19 protein-coding genes are annotated in these 18,492 nt (G+C 66.9%); 13 read left to right on the forward strand and 6 right to left on the reverse strand.

The features are described 5' to 3' along the window. Nucleotides 1-10 precede the first annotated feature (10 nt). The gene (locus tag VUN84_05675; GenBank protein XAS65153.1) at nucleotides 11-1,159 is read right to left on the reverse strand and encodes a DUF4439 domain-containing protein; all 1,149 of its coding nucleotides are present in this window, start codon (nucleotides 1,157-1,159) and stop codon (nucleotides 11-13) included. 106 nt (nucleotides 1,160-1,265) lie between these two features. Between VUN84_05675 and rimP the strand changes: the two genes are divergently transcribed. From rimP to rbfA, 5 genes are all read left to right on the forward strand, one after another. Then, nucleotides 1,266-1,883 carry a ribosome maturation factor RimP gene (gene rimP / locus VUN84_05680; GenBank protein ID XAS65154.1) on the forward strand — a complete coding sequence of 206 codons (618 nt, stop codon included), beginning with the start codon at nucleotides 1,266-1,268 and terminating at the stop codon, nucleotides 1,881-1,883. Continuing rightward, a complete protein-coding gene (gene nusA, locus VUN84_05685; protein XAS65155.1) occupies nucleotides 1,883-2,863 on the forward strand; it encodes a transcription termination factor NusA in 981 nt (326 codons plus the stop codon). The genes rimP and nusA overlap by 1 nt, the downstream gene beginning before the upstream one ends. 272 nt (nucleotides 2,864-3,135) lie before the next feature. Beyond that, nucleotides 3,136-3,468, forward strand: coding sequence for a YlxR family protein (locus VUN84_05690; GenBank protein ID XAS65769.1), 333 nt, complete (start codon nucleotides 3,136-3,138; stop codon nucleotides 3,466-3,468). Between the two features lie 152 nt (nucleotides 3,469-3,620). Then, a complete protein-coding gene (infB, locus tag VUN84_05695; GenBank protein XAS65156.1) occupies nucleotides 3,621-6,548 on the forward strand; it encodes a translation initiation factor IF-2 in 2,928 nt (975 codons plus the stop codon). Between the two features lie 247 nt (nucleotides 6,549-6,795). Then, nucleotides 6,796-7,305, forward strand: coding sequence for a 30S ribosome-binding factor RbfA (gene rbfA / locus VUN84_05700; GenBank protein ID XAS65157.1), 510 nt, complete (start codon nucleotides 6,796-6,798; stop codon nucleotides 7,303-7,305). Nucleotides 7,306-7,401: 96 nt separating this feature from the next. Here the strand turns inward: rbfA and VUN84_05705 are convergent, their stop codons facing one another. Continuing rightward, nucleotides 7,402-8,574: a ScyD/ScyE family protein gene (locus VUN84_05705; protein XAS65158.1), complete on the reverse strand. Its 1,173-nt coding sequence runs from the start codon at nucleotides 8,572-8,574 to the stop codon at nucleotides 7,402-7,404. A 313-nt stretch (nucleotides 8,575-8,887) separates the two neighbouring features. On the opposite strand from VUN84_05705, the gene trxA reads away from it, so the two are divergent. After that, nucleotides 8,888-9,325, forward strand: a complete 438-nt coding sequence (gene trxA / locus VUN84_05710; GenBank protein XAS65159.1) for a thioredoxin — start codon at nucleotides 8,888-8,890, stop codon at nucleotides 9,323-9,325. A gap of 28 nt (nucleotides 9,326-9,353) precedes the next feature. Further along, nucleotides 9,354-9,713 (forward strand): CU044_2847 family protein, encoded by a 360-nt coding sequence (locus VUN84_05715; protein XAS65160.1) that lies wholly within the window; start codon nucleotides 9,354-9,356, stop codon nucleotides 9,711-9,713. A 41-nt stretch (nucleotides 9,714-9,754) separates the two neighbouring features. Here VUN84_05715 and VUN84_05720 read toward each other — a convergent pair whose 3' ends face one another. Beyond that, nucleotides 9,755-9,952, reverse strand: coding sequence for a hypothetical protein (locus VUN84_05720; GenBank protein ID XAS65161.1), 198 nt, complete (start codon nucleotides 9,950-9,952; stop codon nucleotides 9,755-9,757). A 168-nt stretch (nucleotides 9,953-10,120) separates the two neighbouring features. Next, nucleotides 10,121-11,278, reverse strand: a complete 1,158-nt coding sequence (locus tag VUN84_05725; protein ID XAS65162.1) for a pyridoxal phosphate-dependent aminotransferase — start codon at nucleotides 11,276-11,278, stop codon at nucleotides 10,121-10,123. Nucleotides 11,279-11,347: 69 nt separating this feature from the next. Here VUN84_05725 and truB point away from each other — a divergent pair, with 69 nt between their 5' ends. From truB to VUN84_05740, 3 genes are read left to right on the forward strand one after another with little or no spacing between them, the layout of a single operon-like run. Then, a complete protein-coding gene (gene truB / locus VUN84_05730; GenBank protein XAS65163.1) occupies nucleotides 11,348-12,301 on the forward strand; it encodes a tRNA pseudouridine(55) synthase TruB in 954 nt (317 codons plus the stop codon). Next, nucleotides 12,301-12,654 carry a hypothetical protein gene (locus VUN84_05735; protein ID XAS65164.1) on the forward strand — a complete coding sequence of 118 codons (354 nt, stop codon included), beginning with the start codon at nucleotides 12,301-12,303 and terminating at the stop codon, nucleotides 12,652-12,654. Before truB ends, VUN84_05735 begins: the two co-directional genes overlap by 1 nt. Before the next feature lie 46 nt (nucleotides 12,655-12,700). Then, nucleotides 12,701-13,162, forward strand: coding sequence for a hypothetical protein (locus VUN84_05740; protein ID XAS65770.1), 462 nt, complete (start codon nucleotides 12,701-12,703; stop codon nucleotides 13,160-13,162). On the opposite strand, the gene VUN84_05745 is transcribed toward VUN84_05740, so the two are convergent. Beyond that, a complete protein-coding gene (locus VUN84_05745) occupies nucleotides 13,159-13,662 on the reverse strand; it encodes an NUDIX hydrolase (GenBank protein XAS65771.1) in 504 nt (167 codons plus the stop codon). The genes VUN84_05740 and VUN84_05745 overlap by 4 nt on opposite strands. 356 nt (nucleotides 13,663-14,018) lie before the next feature. On the opposite strand from VUN84_05745, the gene VUN84_05750 reads away from it, so the two are divergent. Further along, on the forward strand, nucleotides 14,019-15,683 hold the full coding sequence (locus VUN84_05750) for a DUF222 domain-containing protein (protein ID XAS65165.1): 1,665 nt from the start codon (nucleotides 14,019-14,021) through the stop codon (nucleotides 15,681-15,683). A 688-nt stretch (nucleotides 15,684-16,371) separates the two neighbouring features. Here the strand turns inward: VUN84_05750 and VUN84_05755 are convergent. Continuing rightward, a complete protein-coding gene (locus tag VUN84_05755; GenBank protein ID XAS65166.1) occupies nucleotides 16,372-16,797 on the reverse strand; it encodes a GNAT family N-acetyltransferase in 426 nt (141 codons plus the stop codon). Nucleotides 16,798-16,908: 111 nt separating this feature from the next. Here VUN84_05755 and VUN84_05760 point away from each other — a divergent pair, with 111 nt between their 5' ends. Then, on the forward strand, nucleotides 16,909-17,976 hold the full coding sequence (locus VUN84_05760; protein XAS65167.1) for a GNAT family N-acetyltransferase: 1,068 nt from the start codon (nucleotides 16,909-16,911) through the stop codon (nucleotides 17,974-17,976). Nucleotides 17,977-18,010: 34 nt separating this feature from the next. Then, entirely contained in the window at nucleotides 18,011-18,460 is a 450-nt protein-coding gene (locus VUN84_05765) for a hypothetical protein (protein XAS65168.1), read from the forward strand. The last annotated feature ends 32 nt before the right edge of the window (nucleotides 18,461-18,492 follow it).

Raw genomic sequence — 18,492 nt, forward strand, 5'->3', positions numbered from 1 at the left:
GAGCACCCGGTCAGGGGCCGGGCGTTCCAGCAGGGGAGGGCAGGTCCGGGAACTGGCCCGGGTCTGCGGCCACGCCGGGAAGGACGCCGGTGTCTGCACCCCAGAGGGCGGACCGGCGCGCTGCTCCGACCAGGCCCGAGATCGCCCACTCCCGGGTGGGACCCTCGCTCAGGGCCACGAGGTCGCCGTATACGGGCAGCGCCGACGCCTCCAGTGCCCCCAGACCGGCACCCGGTGCGGCCAGGAAGGCCGACGTCAGGGTGTAACCGGCTTCGCGCAACGGAACCGGCACGCAATGCATCATGCCCAGCGCCTCTGCGCCGGAGGCGAGGGCTTGATGATCGGCGAGCAGCTCCGCCGCCGGCCCGGCCGTCGTGCCGGCCAACCGGGTCAGAGCCACCTCATATCCATACACGGCTTCCCGTTCGGCCTCCACCATGGCGGCCAGCGCACCGGGCAAGGACGCGGCCGCGGTGTCTGCACCGGCCACGGAATCGGCGGAGGACGACGGCGCTGCCGGGGGGCCTGGGCACGGGCCGGAGAGCTGGGGTGCTGCGGGGACGGACACCGCAGGAGCCGGCGCGCCCACCGCAGCGGCGAGCGACGAGGCCTGGAGCAGTTGGGCGGTCCCGACGGCGGCCAGCAGCCTGGCCATGCCGCCATCGGCCCGGGCCGCGTCGGCGAGCCGCTGCGAGGCGCTGGCGGCCAGCCCGGTGGCCAGCTCAGCCGCCGGGGCGGACGCGGGGTCAATGGCGGGATCTGCAGATCCAGGAGCAGAGTCAGCAGTGGACGGAGGGGGCATCGCAGAGGCCGCTGACCAGGGGTCGGCGCCCGATGGGTAAAGGGCGGCCGGGTTGTCCTGGCCGGGCACCAGGAGCGCGCGGGACTGGTTTGTCAGCAAACTCACAGTCCGCGCCACCATGGCGTTACCGTCGCCGGCCAGGGACTGCTCAAGGTTCTCTCCAGCGGCCCGAAGCCGCAGGGAATCCACCAGGGCGGCGGACCTGGCCTGTTCGGAAAACGGCGGTTCGACGGGCTCCTCGGGGCTGCCGGGCCGCCAGGCCAGGCCAAGGCTGGCAACCACAAGGGCGAGGCAGGCAAGGACCGCCACGCGGGGAACGAGCCCGCGCCGCCGCTGTTCGGTGCTGTCGTCGTTCACAACAGACCATGTTGTCATGCCGGCCGGGACCTGTTGTTCACCACGGCGCCCGGAAAATGGCTACGCTAGTACTCACAACATCATCTAACGGGAGGCGGCCGGCATCATGACAAATGCAGAAGCCACGACTTCATCAGACCGGACCGGAACGGGTAAGGCTGAAGCCGCACCCGCCCATAACTTCGAGGCCGAGCGGCTGCATGCCCTCCTGGAGCCCGAGGTCCTGGCACACCGGCTGTACCTGGAAGACGTGTCTATCCACGTCGCCGGCTCCAACCGGGTAGTCCACGTAGTGGTGGACCTGCCGCAGGAGGAGACAGGCGGCGTCGGTCTCGACGTCATCGCCGAGATCTCCACGTCCCTGTCCGAGATCCTGGACAACGATCCCAGCACGGACGCACGGCCCTACGAGCTCGAAGTCTCTTCGCCGGGAGTGGGCCGTCCCCTCACCGAAGAGCGGCACTGGCACCGTGCCCGCGGCCGGATGGTCAAGGTCAACGTCCTGCAGGGCGAGAACGTCACCGGCAGGGTCCAATCCGTCGACGACGGCGGCGTGACGCTGGTTCCGGAGATCACGGTGAAGAAGGGCATGAAGCCCAAGCAGGGCGAGCCCCTGAAGCTTCCTTTCGACAGGATCCGCAGTGGAAAAGTCGAGATTGAATTCAGCCACCTCGAAGAGGCCGGCCTGGAGAACGCACACAATGGACCTTCTGAGGAGGCCTAATGGATATTGACATGAGCGCACTGAGACTCCTGGAGCGTGAGCGCGAAATCCCTCTGGATCTCCTGATTCCGACCATCGAGCAGGCCCTGTTGGTGGCCTACCACAAGACGCCCGGGGCGTTTGAAAAGGCCCGCGCTGAACTGGACCGCAAGAGCGGCCATGTGACCATCTGGGCCACGGAGATCGACGACGACGGCGCCCCGATCGGTGAATTCGAAGACACGCCTGCGGGCTTCGGCCGCATCGCCGCAAGCACCGCGCGGCAGATCATCCTGCAGCGGCTGCGCGACGCTGAGGATGACAACGTACTGGGCCAGTTCAAGGGCCGTGAGGGCGAACTTGTCGCCGGAACCATCCAGCAGGGCAACAACCCGCACATGATCCAGGTCAACCTGGGCACTGTGGAGGCGCTGTTGCCGCCGCCCGAGCAGGTCCCGGGGGAGAAGTACACCCACGGCAACCGGCTCCGCGCGTTCGTCATCGACGTGCACCGCGGCACGAAGGGTCCCTCGATCACCCTGTCCCGGTCGCACCCGGGACTCGTGCGGAAGCTCTTCGAAATGGAAGTTCCGGAAATCGCGGACCGCTCTGTCGAAATTGTCGCGTTGGCCCGCGAAGCCGGGCACCGCACCAAGATGGCCGTCAAAGCCAACACGCCCGGCATCAACGCCAAGGGCGCGTGCATCGGCGAAATGGGCTCCCGTGTCCGTGCCGTCATGAACGAACTCAACGACGAGAAAATCGACATTGTTGATTACAGCGACGATCCGGCGACGTTCATCGCCAGCGCCCTGTCCCCCTCCAGGGTGAACTCGGTCACCATCATGGACGAGGCGACCCGCTCCGCCCGTGTGGTGGTCCCGGATTACCAGCTCTCCCTTGCCATCGGCAAGGAGGGCCAGAACGCCCGCCTGGCCGCCAAGCTCACCGGATGGCGGATCGACATCGTCTCGGACGCTGCAGTCAGCCGCGACAACTAGGCCCACCAGCTGGCCCGATCCCAGGGTGCCCAGCACAGAGGCGGCACGATTGGGCCTGCCCGCCGGCGTCCGTGTCCCCGCAGGTTCGGGTCCCGGGCGCTTGAGGGGCTAGAATAGTCATGACCGCGCCTCACGGCCGGTATCCGCGTGTCCGTCACGTGTTCGGAGTTGAATCCGGCGAGGAGGTTGGCAACAACACCTTGGCCCGGCAAAACCTGGACGACAGGGCCGGCAGATATGGACTGGCAGGAAGATACTCGTAAGTGGCACACGTGCAACACCTCGAGAATCAACCGCAGCGTACCTGCATTGGATGCCGGAGCAAGGGCGCGCGGTCGCAGTTACTCCGGCTCATTGCCGACACCAGCGGTTCATCCGCTGTGGTGGTCGACGAACGGCGCCGGATGACTGGCAGGGGTGCATGGCTGCACCCCAGCGAAAAGTGCCTGGCACTGGCGGTCAAACGTCGGGCGTTCGGACGCGCCCTCAACGGCGCGACCGGAACAGCCGACGTCGAACGCCGGATACTGGCGGGCACGCAAGCCGTGGACACCCCGGTGGCCGCAGCAACAACCGTCCAACCTGAAAGCGGGTCAGAAAACTGATGGAAACCCGATGAGTTCCCAGCGATGAGTGCGCAACGATGACAACTTTGTTGCGCTCTGCAATGGACCTTTCAGCTGCACCCGCGGCGGAGGTCCGCAGTAAGAAGTAGACGGTTCGTGCCTGGCTCGGTGCGGACCGAGACAGGAGAAATGTGGCCAAGGTCCGCGTACATGAGCTCGCTAAAGAGCTCGGTATTACTTCCAAAGATGCAGTAACCAAACTGCAGGAACTGGGCGAATTCGTTCGCTCTGCCTCTTCCACCATTGAGGCCCCCGTTGTGAGGAAACTCCGCAACGCGTTCCCCGACGCAGCGGCAGCTTCGAAGTCCGAAGCGCCCGCGTCTGCCCCCAAGGCACCCGCCAGCCCCGCGGCAAACCGTCCGGCGCCCGCGCCGGCACCGGCTGCCCCGAAGGCTGCCGACACCACGACTGAAGCTCCGGCAGCGGCTGCTCCGGCTCCGAGCGCGGCCCCGGCTGCTCCGGCTCCGAGCGCGGCCCCGGCGGCTCCCGCCGCACCGGCAGCGTCCGCGGCTGAAGCTCCGGCAACCCAGGCCCCGGCGGCGCCCTCCACGGGTGTCAAGCCCGGCGCACGTCCGGCGCCCAAGGCTGAGACCCCGGCTGCTCCGGCACGCCAGGGCGGCTCGGCGCCCCGCCCGGGCGGTCCCCGCCCCGGCAACAACCCGTTCGCTACGTCCCAGGGCATGCCCCGGGGCCGCGGCGGCGACAACGAACGTCCCACGCGTCCGGGTAACAACCCGTTCGCCCCTTCCCAGGGCATGCCGCGTCCGGGCGGAAGCCGTACCGAGGGCGAACGCCCCGGCGGCCCGCGCCCCGCAGCAGGCGCTGGTGGTCCCCGTCCGGGTGCTCCGCGCACCGGCGGCGCTCCGGGTGCACGTCCGGGCGCTCCGCGTCCGGCCGGCGCAGCAGGCGCCGGCCGTCCGGCAGGGGCCGGCGGAAACCGTCCGACTCCCGGCATGATGCCTAACCGCACCGAACGTCCCGCACCCGCTGGTGCAGGCCGTCCCGGTGGCGGAGCCCGCGGCCCGGGCCGTCCGGGTGGCGCTCCAGGTACCGGTGCTCCCGGTACCGGTGGCGGCGCTCCGGCCGGCGGTGGCTTTGGCAAGGGTGGCCGCGGACGCGGTGGCACCCAGGGTGCTTTCGGCAAGGGCGGCGCAGGCCGCGGCAAGCAGCGCAAGTCCAAGCGTGCCAAGCGCCAGGAACTCGAGCAGATGAGTGCCCCGTCGCTGGGTGGCGTAAGCGTTCCCCGCGGCGACGGCAACACCGTAGTCCGGCTGCGGCGTGGCTCGTCCATCACGGACTTCGCTGACAAGATCGAGGCAAACCCGGCCGCACTCGTGACGGTCCTCTTCCACCTCGGTGAGATGGCTACCGCCACCCAGTCGTTGGATGAAGAGACCTTCGCCCTGCTGGGTGAGGAGCTTGGCTACAAGCTTCAGGTCGTGTCCCCGGAAGACGAGGAGCGCGAGCTGCTCTCCGGTTTCGACATCGACTTCGATGCAGAGCTCGAGGCCGAAGGCGACGAGGACCTCGAGGCACGTCCTCCGGTTGTCACCGTCATGGGTCACGTTGACCATGGTAAGACCCGCCTGCTCGATGCCATCCGCAAGTCCGACGTTATGGCGGGCGAGCACGGCGGCATCACGCAGCACATTGGTGCTTACCAGGTCACGCACGCTCACGAAGGCATCGATCGCAAGATCACCTTCATCGATACTCCGGGCCACGAGGCGTTCACCGCCATGCGTGCCCGTGGTGCGAAGGTGACCGACATCGCGATCCTCGTGGTGGCAGCGGACGACGGCGTTATGCCGCAGACGATTGAAGCCCTCAACCACGCGCAGGCGGCCAATGTGCCGATCGTGGTGGCCGTGAACAAGATCGACAAGGAAGGCGCCAACCCGGAAAAGGTCCGCGGCCAGCTGACCGAGTACGGCCTGGTTCCGGAAGAATACGGTGGCGACACCATGTTCGTGGAGGTCTCTGCCCGCCAGAACCTGAACATCGACGAGCTGCTCGAGGCTGTCCTGCTGACCGCAGACGCTGCCCTGGACATGCGCGCCAACCCGAACAAGGACGCCCGCGGTATCGCGATTGAAGCCAACCTGGATAAGGGCCGCGGCGCGGTTGCTACCGTCCTGGTTCAGTCCGGCACCCTGCACGTCGGCGACACCATCGTGGCAGGTACGGCCCACGGCCGCGTCCGTGCGATGTTCGACGACGACGGCAGTGCCCTGACCGAGGCCGGCCCGTCCCGCCCCGTCCAGGTGCTGGGTCTGTCCAACGTCCCGCGCGCCGGTGACACCTTCTTCGTGACCGCTGACGAGCGCACCGCCCGCCAGATCGCCGAGAAGCGTGAAGCTGCGGACCGCAACGCCGCCCTGGCCAAGCGCCGCAAGCGCATCAGCCTGGAAGACTTCGACCAGGCCGTCGCCGATGGCAAGATCGACACCCTCAACCTCATCCTCAAGGGTGACGTGTCCGGTGCCGTGGAAGCCCTCGAAGACGCGCTGCTCAAGATCGACGTCGGCGAGGGTGTCCAGCTCCGCGTTATCCACCGCGGTGTCGGCGCGATTACGCAGAACGACGTCAACCTGGCAACGGTCGACAGCGCCGTCATCATCGGCTTCAACGTCAAGCCCGCAGAGCGGGTTGCCGAACTGGCAGACCGCGAAGGCGTGGACATGCGCTTCTACTCCGTCATCTACGCAGCAATTGATGACATTGAGGCGGCCCTCAAGGGCATGCTCAAGCCGGAGTACGAAGAAGTCCAGCTTGGCACCGCCGAAGTCCGCGAAGTGTTCCGTTCCTCCAAGTTCGGCAACATCGCAGGCTCGATCGTCCGCTCGGGTGTCATTCGACGCAACGCCAAGGCCCGTGTCAGCCGCGACGGCAAGATCATCGGTGACAACCTCACCGTTGAGACGCTCAAGCGCTTCAAGGACGACGCCACTGAGGTCCGTACGGACTTCGAGTGTGGTATTGGTCTTGGCTCGTTCAACGACATCACCGAAGGCGACACGATTGAGACCTTCGAGATGCGCGAAAAGCCGCGCGTCTAGTCTCAGAGCCAGATGAGTGAAGGTGCGGGGCCGTTGGATTTTTCCGGCGGCCCCGCCCCTGCGCCGGGCGGCTTGCGATCTTCGATCGCAACCGCCCGGCTCCGGCAGGCCCGATGCCACTCCCAGGCCGCCGGAAAAATCCAACGGGAGTCCGTCGTAGGCTTGCCTTAGGCGCGTGGCACCAAACTCACCAATGTGCGGCTCGTGTTCCGGCGCCGTCGTACATCCAAATTTTTTAGGAGTGGAAATGGCTGATCCCGCACGGGCTGCCAAGTTGGCGCAGCGGATTAGGGTTGTTGTTGCTGAGGCCCTGGGCCGCAGGGTCAAGGATCCCCGGCTGGAGGGCGTCACGGTCACCGATGCACGGGTGACCAATGATCTGCAGCACGCCACGATTTATTACACCGTGTTCGGTGACGAGCTGGCCCAGGCCGAGGCCGCCAAGGGCCTGGAGAAGGCCAAGGGCGTATTGCGCCAGGAAGTTGGCCGCAACGTCACCGTCCGGCTGACGCCCACCCTGGAATTCGTTGCGGACCAGATCCCGGTAGTGGCCTCGAACCTTGAGGAGCTGCTTCGGGCCGCGAAGAAGCGCGACGCCGAGGTAGCCGCCCTCGCTGCCAGCGCCAAGCACGCCGGTGATGCCGACCCGTACAAGAGCGATGTCCCGCAGGACGTGGAGCTCGATGAGGACGACTTCGACGAAGAGGACCAGGACCTCAGCGACGGGAATGCCCTCGACGGGGACAACAGCAAGTAGTCCACTCACGGAAGTGGTCCGGCGCTGCCCGGAACCGCAGGAATGGCCGGTCCCGGCAAGGGACCGGCCATTCTTGTCCGGTAAGAGAGGCCCGGGTCACGACGTCGTTGCGCCGTTGTGCCGTCCCGAGTCGAGGTCCAGGTACACAACCTGGCCGTCGGGCGGACCGCCGGCCCCTGGCAAGGCGTTGACCGTTGCGTAGAGGGTGCTCCCGCAGAGGTCGACGTCGGCCGTGAAGCTGGCTGCCAGCACCACTGTCTGATCACCGGAGTCGGGGTCGATTCGAAGGACTCCTTCGCCGAACAGGGACGCGACATAGATCTCACCGTCCTCGGCGAGCGCGAGGCCGGTGGGAGACATGATGTTTTCCGCCACGAGCTCCACTTCGTCCTCGTCCGGGTTCACCTTGAAGATCGCCCCGCGCGGGCCCAGTGCCGGATCTTCAGGTCCGCCCGGGAGCGAGGTCACGTACAGGTAACCGTCAGGGCCGACGGCGACATCGGTCGGGACGGCTTCGAAGTCGTACGTTGTTCCGACGACGCAGTCCGGCAGGCCGTTGGAGGCCGCGGCTTCCGCAGTGATCGTGTACGGCCGCGGCGGCAGGACAGCGACAGTCGTGGTCTTGCCGCTGTTGGCATCAACCGACACCACACTGTTGGCGCCGGCGTCGGCGACATAGAAGGTCCCGTCGGTGACGGCAATGGCGTACGGATGCGAGTCGACGTCGCCGTCGTAGCTGGCCGGCATGTTGACGGGCAGTTGCGCAGCGCAGCCCTCGGGCAGGTCACGGAAGCCGTACCGGGTGGTGCCGTCGGGGTTTGCGCCAACTTCGAGGGCGGCGAAATCGCCCACCGTGTGCTGATGCCCGTCTTCGTCGATCACGCGGACGTGGCCGGCCAGTTCAGCCGGGTCCGGGCCGGCGCCCCGGCTCTCCAGCACGTACGTCGTCCCCTCGTGCCGGGCATTACCTGAAATATCCCAGTCCGGGGTTTCGTAGAGGACTTTCTGGTTTCCGCCGGAGTCCACCTGCGTCAGACGGCCGGCGAAGGACTCACTCACCGTGACTGATCCGTGGTGCCCGGCACTGAGGGACAGCGGACCCACCAGCCTTCCGGTGAGCACCACGGGGGTGTCGTCGGCTGCACCGCCCGCAGCCTCGGTTGAGACCGTGGTTGAGGCCACCGCCGGGACCGCGCCGGCGGGCGCTCCGGCGGCGACGAAGACGGCAGCGAGGGCGGCCGTGGCGAGTAATGACAAGTGCTTTCTCATGGTTGGCTCCCGTGGCGAATGATGGCGTATCGATGTTGTCGAGACCACTGAGACCACTGAGACCACTGAGACCGGTAGCGCGGCGGCCGGACGAGTTCCGGCGGCCCCCACTGCGGATATTAGGCTGTTGAAGCAGCAAAGTCGATGCCTCCGCGGGCCTCGGACCCCTGTCTCGGAATGTGCCGGGCCCGCGTCCGCGCGGGGCGTCGTCCGCGCGGGGCCTCGGGGGCCGGGGCCTTTGGACTCTAGGCGCGATCCGCGCGGGGGCGTCCCATGAAATCATGACTGCAGGAACTCGGGAAGGCGGCGGGCCGTGGGCTCCAGCCTGATCACGTGTCCGAACTGCGGGAAGACCAATCGGGTTCCGGCGGCCGCCACCGGTCATCCCCGGTGCGGCAGCTGCCGCAAGGACCTTCCCTGGATTGTCGATGCCGGGGATACGGACTTCGGTGTCATTGCGGAGCAATCCTCGACGCCGGCCCTCATCGATTTCTGGGCCGCCTGGTGTGGTCCCTGCCGCATGGTCAGCCCCGTGCTGGACAAGCTCGCGCAGGAGCGTGCAGGCCAGGTCAAACTCGTTAAGGTCGACGTCGACAAGTCGCCAGGACTTTCGCGGCGCTTCGAGGTCCAGGCCATTCCAACCATCCTGCTGATCAGGGACCGCAAAGTGGTGGCCCGCCAGGCCGGCGCTCCGCCGGCGGCGGCCCTGCGGCGCTGGCTCGACGACGCCCTGGCGGCGGGGCCGCCGTGATCGTCATTTTGCCGAGATGGAGAAAACAATGACCGCGATATTGCGCTACGAAGTAGGTTCCGGAACGGTGCTGGTCGAAGCCGCGGATGACAGCTTCGGCGTCGAACGGCCCGCGCGAAACGAGCAGGGAATTACCGATGCCGGGCGGCGGCTCGAGGATGCCCTCGCCGCCATCCGGCCAGCAGCCACCGCGGCCGCGGACGTCCTGAAGGAGGTCGCGGCGGAGCACCTGGAGCTTCAGTTCGGCGTGAAGCTGGCCGGTGAGGCAGGGGCCATCATCGCGCGGAACTGCTCAGAGGCCCACTTCATCGTCACGCTCTCTTTCACCCGCGCAATCATGCACGCGCAGGCGGCGTCACTCTCACCGGAGGATGAGATCACGCTGTGAGACAGTCCACCCGACTGCCACTTTGGCAGGAGGGCGCTGGATCAACGGCGCCGGCCGCGACCCAAAACGCCCAGGAAGGGCGATCCCATGCCGAGCACGAAACCGAAGTCGTACCAGTTGCCGGCGCGGGCCGTGTTGTAAAAGGGGAACTCGCTCCACTGCCCGAACACATGCACGATCAGCACTATCCACGCCGTAAGTCCGTTCCAAATGCCCCACAACAAGTCTTGCCACCACATGTGTGCCTCCCTGACCGAACGCTGGATCGCCTCGTGCGCCCCGGACCGGATGGTTCCGAAACCACCGGCGAAGTGCAGAGGCTGCGCCCAGAGTATGCGCTGCCGTGCCGCAACGGTAGGGGACTGCGGCCCCTTAGGCCGCCGGCTCCCCATGCGAGGCGCCGGCCCTCAGCCGACCCGGGCGGGTAACCTGCCGAGGCCTTCCACGAGATCGGCCTGGCTGGTGCAGAGTGCGATCCGGATCCAGCCTTCGCCAATTGAACCAAACGCGGTGCCCGGGGCGAAGGAGACGCCGGACTCCGCGAGAAACGTCCGGACCCAGGCCCGCACATTCCCGCCGCTGGCGTGGGACACATCAGCCCACAGGTAGAAAGCTCCCTGCGCCGTCAGGAACGGGATGCCCTTGGACTCCAATACCGCCGAGGCAGCATCCCGGTTGGCCCGGTAGTGCCCGCGGGCGTGGCTGACGTAATCCTGGGGGCCGGTCAGCGCCGCCAACGCCGCGTACTGCGACGGTGCGGCGACGCAGGAAACAATCGCCTCCATCACGTTGTTCATTTTCTGCTCCAAGCCCGGAGGGCAAACCAGCGCACCGATACGGAGCCCGGTCAGACCGTACGTTTTGGAAAGGGTGAGCGAGGTGAACACCCTTGCCTCGCCCGGCGCGTCACTGTCGAAGCGGGCAGGACTGACATGCGGGACGTCGTAAGTGAACGCTTCGTAGCATTCGTCGGAAATAATCCATAGGTCACGCCGGACCGCCAGTTCCACGAGGCTGCGGGTGAGCTCTTCACCCAGGACCGCGCCCAGCGGATTGGAGGGTGAATTCAGGATCAAGACCTTGGTTCGAGCGGTGATGAGTTCCTCGATGTCCTCGATCCGGGGCTGGAAATCATGCTCGGGATACAGCGGGTACTGCACCGGGACGGCGTGCAGCAGGCTGGAGGTCATGGCGAAGGTTGGATAGCCCGGATTGGGGATCAGGATTTCGTCGCCAGGGGCGAGCAGCAGGCTCATCGCGAAATGCAGGCCCTGCTGGGCGCCGCCGACAACGTACACGCGGTCCGCTCCGACCGGCGTCGCGTTGTGCTCCCGGAACCTGGCCGCGAACGCCTCCCGCAGGGCCGGGATGCCGGCGTTGGGGGTGTAATTCGTTTCGTCGCGGTCCAGGCAGGCCATCCCGGCCTCGAGGATATGGCGGGGCACAGCGAAACCTGGTTCGCCGATGCTCAGCACGATGGCGCCAGGCGTCCGCCAGGCGGCTTCGGTGATTTCGCGGATCTGGTTTACGGGAACGTCGCGGACGTGGGCAGCAAGCTCGGGCATGTCTGCCATCCTAACTGCCGCAACTGTTCCGGCGCCGGGGGCCACCGTGGCGCAGATATACTGGGAAGCGTGCTTTCTGGACTGGTAATAGTGGACAAGCCGCAAGGCTGGACCAGCCACGACGTGGTTGGACGGATGCGGCGGCTCGCCGGTACCCGGAAGGTGGGCCACGCCGGCACCCTGGATCCCATGGCGACGGGCGTTCTGGTGGTCGGGATTAATAAGGCCACCCGCCTGCTCACCTACATTGTGGGCACCTCCAAGACCTATACAGCGACCATCCGGCTCGGGGAATCCACCATCACCGACGACGCCGAGGGTGAGGTCACCGCCGTCCGCAGCGCCGCCGCCGTAACCGAAGAAGCGGTCCGCTCCGGCGTCGCCGCCCTGACCGGGGAGATCCAGCAGGTTCCCAGCAGCGTCAGCGCCATCAAGGTCAACGGCGAGCGCGCCTACGCCCGTGTCCGCTCCGGTGAGGAAGTCACGTTGGCCGCCCGGCCGGTCACCATTCACCGCTTCGAGGTCCACGGGCTCCGTCCGGTGCGCGAGGGTGAGGTGCTGGATGTGGACGTCACCGTGGAATGTTCCTCCGGCACGTACATCCGGGCGTTGGCCCGCGACCTCGGCGAGGCGCTCGGCGTCGGCGGCCACCTGACAGCGCTGCGCCGTACCCAGGTGGGCCCCTACACGCTGGACCAGGCGCGCACCCTCGAACAGCTCGCTGCGGAACTCGACGTACTGGAGATGTCCCTGGCCGCCCGGGCGCTCATGCCCAACCGTGAACTCAGCGAGGCGGAAACCACCGAGATTTCGTTTGGCCGCAGGATCGCTGCGGGGGCGGACGCCGGCACCCCACACGCTGCCACGGCGGACAACCCGGCAGCGGCCTTTGCTCCGGACGGAACCCTCGTGGCCCTGCTCGCGGACAAGGGGGGCTACGCCAAGCCGGTGCTGGTCTTCGCGCCGGACAACGAGAAGCGCGCCCCGAAGCAGGCCCCGACCGAACAGCAGGCCGGGACCTAGTGGACGCGTACTTCTACATCGTTCTGGTGGTGGGGCTGATCTCCACCGTCCTCTGCCTCTCCGCCGGCATCCTCAAGAAGGCTCCAAACGACACGACGATCCTCTCGGTCGCCGCCGTCGAGCTCTCCCTGCTGGTATACCTCGTCGGTTCGATCATCCGGGTCGCGGGCGGGGAGCAGATCGCGGGGGAGCCGTGGGAGTTCTGGGGCTACCTGCTGACGGCACTGCTCCTGCCGGTCGGAGCGGTGTACTGGGCCATCCTGGAACGCACCCGCTGGAGCAACTTCGTGTTGGCCGCTGTCGGCGTCACCGCTCTGGTGATGGCGGCCCGAATGAATCAAATCTGGTACTGACGTGGAAGAGGCAAAGAACGTGACGGCAAAACCCTCGCACGAGGACATCGGAACCACACCCAACCCGTCGCCGGGTCCGGCGGCCGCCGGAACGAAGCGGGATACCCGCAACACCGGCCCGGGCCGGCTGCTGATCGCCGTCTACGCTGTGTTCGCTATCTCGGCGACAGCCCGGGCCGGTTACCAGATTCTCACCAAGTTCTCCGAGGCGCCGGTAGCCTATCTGCTGTCGGCGTTCGCCGCCGTCGTCTATCTCGTGGCGACTGTCTCCCTCGCCAAAGCCGGCCGCACCTGGTTCAAGGTCTCCGTGGCAGCGGTGCTCGTGGAACTGGTGGGTGTGTTGGTAGTCGGTGCACTCAGTGTCTTCGACTCGGTCAACTTCCCGCACGAGACGGTCTGGTCCTTGTTTGGTCGCGGCTATGCGTTCATTCCGCTGCTGCTGCCAGTCCTCGGCCTCATCTGGCTGTACCGCCGCCGTCCCGCGCCGAAGCAGCCCCGGGAGTCCTAGCCGGGGGTACTGTCAGTTCCGGCGTCGAGCCCCAACAGCCTGCGGCGCAGGACCGGCCAGGCCGCGCCAAAGCCGGGATGCAATTCCTTGTCGCCGACGAGCTCAACCGGCACCCACTGCAGCTCCAGGCTTTCCGGGTCGCTGATCTCCGGTTCAAACGCCGCTACAACCTCGACGGCGACAGTGGTGTAGGTCCAATATCCGATGTCGAAGACCGAGGTGAACAGTACGCGGACGTTTTCCGGCGGGACGGCAGCTTCTTCTTTTGCCTCGCGCAGAGCGCCGTGGACAGCCTCTTCGCCCTGGTGCAAGGCTCCGCCCGGTAGTCCCCAGGTGCCGCCCTGATCGCTCCACAGGGCGCGGTGCTGGAGCAGGATGCCCTTGGCGGAATCGTGGACGAGGAGGCCTGCCGAGCCAAAGCGCCCCCAGAACCGTCCGCGGTTTCCCTCAACCCAGGCGTCACCGGGATCACGGGGTCCGTGGGGGCGGCGCAACTCAATGGGAAGCTCGGTTTGTGCGGCGGGGAGCTGTGAGCCGCTGGGCCGCGCGTCGTGGGGGAGCGCAGGGCTCGAGGTCGGGGCAACAGGGCTGTCCATGCCCCCAGTTTCCCACGGCACTGCCCGTGTCGGCCGAAGTGTGACCTCGCGGGGCTGGCCTTGACGCCCGCGTGAACCCCGTCCGTACCCGGGCCGAACAGCCCGGGACGGTTAGTGTCACACCTGAAAAGTAGTGTTCAGTCATGGACGCCATTGGAGATTTCATCCCGATGCAGGCTACACAGCCTGACGCGGGAATACTCCTTGGAAGTCCCCGGATTGCGCCCGTTATTGTCACACCTCAAAAGTACTGTTGAGTCATGGAAGCCGTTGGAGATTTCATCCTGGTACAGGCCACCCGGCCTGGCGCCGGGATCCTCCCTGGCATTCCCCGGCTCGCGCCCGTTCCTCCCGAGGCGGAGGGCGTGGGCCGTGCCCTGGCTGGGGCGCTTGCCCTGCTGCGGTCCTGCAACGGGACTGCTGTGGCTGATGCAGCGCTGTTCGGAGTGGCCGAAGCCTCCGACTTTGCCGGCCGCGTGGAGGAGTTGTCCCGCATGGCCGATTACTTCCAGCTTGTGGCCGCGGCGGCGGTCGACCGGACCCGCAGCCAGGCAGTGGCCGGACCCGGGACTGCCGCCGGAAAGTTTGGTTCCAACGCCCCTGCCGGGTGGTTGACAGGCTGGAATACAGAGGCGAGTGCGCCGAAAAGTACTCTGTCCGACACCATCTGGAACGATACGGGAGGCGCTGATCCTTCCTCTGGAGGGGTGGACGACGGGTACCGCAACACCGCGGAATTCCTGCGGGTGCGGTTGCGTATCAGTGCCCCGGAAGCCCGACGCCGGCTGGCCCTCGTGGCGGACGTCCTGCCGCGCACGGGCCTGTTGAGCCAGCCCTTGCCGGCCGCGAAAGAGGAACTCGCGGCTGTGGTCGCTTCGGGGGACATCAGCTCACGGGCGGCGACCATCATCAACCTCTCCCTGGACCGGGTCCGGCACGTGTCCGCACCGGAGGATGCCGCGCGGATGGAGCATGCGCTCACCCGGACGGCGATCGAGAACGACCAGGACTTCCTGACCCGGATCGCCAAACGCTGGACGGACGCCCTGGACCAGGACGGCGGGGAACCCGGCGAGCAGGAACTGCGCCACCGCCAGGGCGCCTTCATCCGACGGGTACACCGCGGACTGCAGCATCTGGAACTCTTCGCCACGACCGAACAGTTCGAACACATACTCTCAGTCATGAACACCGCCACCAACCCGCGGACAGGCGCCGCATCCGGGCCCGACGTGGACGACGCCGCCGCCCCAACGGGGCCCCGGGCCGGTTCTGCCGTCGACGGCGATGCCGACGACGCTGCTGCAGCGGAACGGCTGGATCAGCGCACCCGGCCGCAGCGGCTCCTCGACGGCCTCGTCGGTGGCTGCAAAGTTGCCCTCGCCGCCGGAGACCTGCCCGCCGCGGGAGGGCTGCGTCCGCAGGTGATGGTCACCGTTGACTACCGTGACCTGCTGGAGCGGCTCGGCGGCGCCGACGCCGAGACCCGCGCCCCGGGCTCCAACGCCGGGACACTGATGTTCACCGGACCTGTCACGGCCTCGACAGTGCGCAAGATCGCTTGCGACGCCGACATCATCCCGATTGTGCTGGGTGGACAAGGCCGGATCCTCGACATCGGTCGCGCCTCGCGGGTTTTCCCGCCGCACATCCGCAAGGCCATCACCGCGCGCGACCAGGGCTGTGCCTTTCCCCAGTGCACTATCCCGGCGCCCTGGTGCGAGGCCCACCACATCAACTATTGGTCCCGCGGCGGAAGCACCGGGGCAGGCAACGGAACGCTGCTCTGCTCGCATCACCATCACGTCGTCCACAAGGAACATTGGACCATCCAACTGCGAAGCGGCGTCCCGTGGTTCATCCCGCCTCCGCACGTCGATCCGCGTCAGGTGCCACGACGAAACCGCTACTTCCGGCTGGAGTGAGGCTGGGTATGGGCGTCGGCGGGGCGCTCTGCCGTTGGCTGGAAGAGCGAGCGAGGCTGCCCTGCTGCGGCGAGACCGCCCTCGGTGTCGAGCCCGACGACGCGGCGGCACAAAGGCTCGGCGGCACAAAGGCTCGGCGTTTCCGAACGGCATGCGCCACCCGAACGACGGCCTCAACTGGATGCTGGCGGAACGGTTTCAGGGCCCCAAACGAGACACCCCTTAGGTAAGGGTCGATAATTGGATGCCGTCCGAGTGCCATTTATCAGGGTGCGGCGAATGTCCCACTGAGCGAATTCCCCGAGGATGTGGACTGTGTATTCGTTCTTACCTTTGCCGCCACCGTGATTGGGCTTAAGTATCTGGTCTACGAGTTCGCGGTGAGGGCCTTCGCCGGGACCTACAGGAATCGTGCTAACTGGCTTTGTTACTACGCCGGTTATGCGGCCGCGTTGAAGATGGACTTGGCTTCGATATTTGCGGGGCCGAAACCCGTATCAGACTGGGGCCCAGCCATTCAGGCCGCAGTCCTCCAAACTCCATTGGTCCTCATCGCGCGCGGCGGGCGCAATCGCAGCCATTGTTCTTGGAAAGACATCCCTCCCATAACCGGGGCTACCGCGGCTCCCCGATCGTTGCGTTAGTCGGCTCTGCGCCGCAAAGCCCAGGGTCTGCGGGCTACCCAGGGCTAGCGGAACTGAGCAAAGACGCGCACCGGTTCAGGACGAAAATCCGAACCCTCGGTGAAGCCGAGGGACTCGTAGAAGGCACGCTGCCCGGGATCGTTGTCGGTGATCAGCACGAACTGCCGGACGTGCTGGTAGCGCCCGCGCACAGCTTCCAGCAGCGCGCGGCCGGCACCTGATTTCTGGAAAACCGGGTCTACGAGGATGTCCTGCAGGTAGCAGATGGTCGCATCGTCGGAGATTGCCCGGGCCATCCCAACCAGCGCCCCGCCGCTATTCCGGGCCGTGACTACGAAGGACGAACCGCGGACGGCCGCGGCCAGAACCTTGGGTTCCCGGGTATACGCACCCCAGCCCACAGATTCGTACAACGCCTGCACCTCGGGAGCGGAAAAGGGGCCGCCGGCAAGGACTGTGAACTCTGACATCGGATCAGTGTGCCACACAGGTCTGCCCCGGGCCGCAGGTGAGGTGCTAGCGTATGGCCGATGCGCAAGGTACGCAGGGCCCTACAGGGCGGTCATCCCGGGGGAGGAACCATGAATGCATCCGTGGTCATCCGCCAGTGCGAGGCGGGAGATCTTTCCTGCCTTGTCCGGCACGAACCTCCGAACTCACGGATCGCCGAGGGTTTCCTGGAACGGCAGACGTCCGGGGAGTTGATCTACGCCACGGCGTGGACAGGGAAAACCCCGCACGGCGGGGCTGTCCTGGAATTCCGGGCCGGGCCTGTTCCTGAGCTGAAGCATCTCTTCGTGTATCCCGGCAGCAGGGGGGCGGGGATAGCCGGAGCGCTCTGCCTCTGGCTGGAGGAGCAAGCAAGGCTGGCCGGTCACAGCGAGATCATCCTTGGCGTCGATCCCGGCAACGCGGCGGCACTCCATCTCTACCTGGGCCTTGGCTACCGGCCGACCGGCGCTGCCGCGACGTATTCGTACGAAGCGTTGGACACCGCCGGCAACCGAACCGTCGCCACGGAAACAGCCCACTGGTACCGCAAACCACTCGGAACCATCACGGCTGGCAGCGACTCCGAACCGCCCCCGGCCGCACCCTCCCGCGTTCTCTTCTACGGCGTGAGCGGGAGTGGCAAGTCCGCTGCCGCCCGGGCCTACGCTCAGGCCACCGGGCTGCCCGAGTTCTCTGCGGACGATGACATTGGCTGGCTGCCCGGGTGGCAGCAGCGCACGGTCAAGGAGCAACGGGACCTCGCCGCCGCGATTGCAGCCCAGGACCGCTGGGTACTGGACAGTGCTTACGGGGTGTGGCGGGACGTTGTCCTGCCGCGGGCGGAGCTCGTCGTCGGCCTGGACTATCCGCGCTGGCTTTCGCTGGCCCGGCTGGTACGCCGCACGCTGCGCCGGGCCGTGACCCGGGAACCGGTCTGCAACGGGAACCAGGAAACCCTTGCCCGGCTTTTCATCCAGGACTCGATCATCCGGTGGCATTTCCGGTCGTTCACACGGAAACGGCAGGTGATGCGCAGTCTCCATTCGGATCCAGCGATGCCGCCCGCGATCCTGTTCCGCCATCCCCGCCAGCTCGACGCCTGGCTCGCGCAGCTGTCCGCCACGGGCGCTGGGTCCAGGCGGGCCGAAAGCCTCTGACCGGACGACGGCGGACGGCGGCTACGCTGGATTTATGGTCGGACTCAAGGCCCCACGGAAGCTGCGGAAGGCTGAACGCGCGGCCCGGCTAAGGGCCGTCAAAGCATTCCACACCTTCGCCTGGCTCACGATCGAGGCCTGTATGGTCTACGTCCTGTATGCCGGCGCCCGCGGCCGTACCGACCGGAGGGTGGGCCTGGCTGCGGGCGTCGTCACGGCCGAAACCCTGGTCTTTGCCGCCAACGGGTTCCACTGCCCTCTCACCGCCGTGGCCAAGGACCTTGGCGACGAGACGGGCTCCGTCACCGATATTTACCTGCCACGGTGGTTCGCGCGGAATCTCCCTGGCATCCACGTTCCGCTGATCCTGGCCGCCGTGCTGCTGCACTGGCGGAATCACCGCGCCGCGGGCGACACCACCACGCACCCCAGCCCCGGCACGCTGACCGGCACGCTGACCGGAACCTCAGCCCCGGCACGCTGACCGGCACGTCAACGCGCGCCGTTGACCGACCT

The sequence above is a fragment of the Micrococcaceae bacterium Sec5.8 genome (genome assembly GCA_039636775.1).
GTDB lineage: Bacteria > Actinomycetota > Actinomycetes > Actinomycetales > Micrococcaceae > Arthrobacter.